This is a genomic window from Sphingomonas sp. LH128, from assembly GCF_000293195.2.
Lineage (GTDB): Bacteria > Pseudomonadota > Alphaproteobacteria > Sphingomonadales > Sphingomonadaceae > Novosphingobium > Novosphingobium resinovorum_A.
The window spans coordinates 1-503 of sequence record NZ_ALVC01000522.1; the positions used below are offsets into that span (position 1 = coordinate 1).

1 protein-coding gene is annotated in these 503 nt (G+C 66.4%); it reads left to right on the plus strand.

Annotated features, from left to right (window positions below; all coding sequences use genetic code 11):
• Positions 1 to 503 (plus strand): efflux RND transporter permease subunit (locus LH128_RS29665; protein WP_008833400.1); only part of this gene is annotated, 503 nt, incomplete at both ends.

Genomic DNA, 503 nt, shown 5'->3' on the forward strand with positions numbered 1-503 from the left:
GCGGCGCGCAAGTCGATGGACGAGATCAGCGGCGCGCTGGTCGGCATCGGCATGGTGCTGTCGGCGGTGTTCCTGCCGATGGCGTTCTTCGGCGGATCGACTGGCGTGATCTATCGCCAGTTCTCGATCACCATCGTCTCGTCGATGGCGCTCTCGGTCATGGTCGCGTTGATCCTGACGCCGGCGCTTTGCGCCACCATCCTCAAGCCGCACCGGAACGACGAGCATCAGGGCAAGGGGCTGCTGGCGCGCTTCTTCCGCTGGTTCAACGACAAGTTCGACCGCGGCACCGAAAAGTACCGGGGCGGCGTACGTCGCACCGCCAATGGCTGGAAGCGCTCTGGCCTCGTCTACCTGCTGATCGTGGGCTGCATGGTGTTCCTGTTCACGCGCCTGCCCGGCGGCTTCCTGCCGGACGAGGACCAGGGCGTGGTCATCGCGCTCGTCCAGGGGCCTTCGGGCGGAACCCTGCCGCGCACGCAGAAGGGCCTCGACCTCGTCAA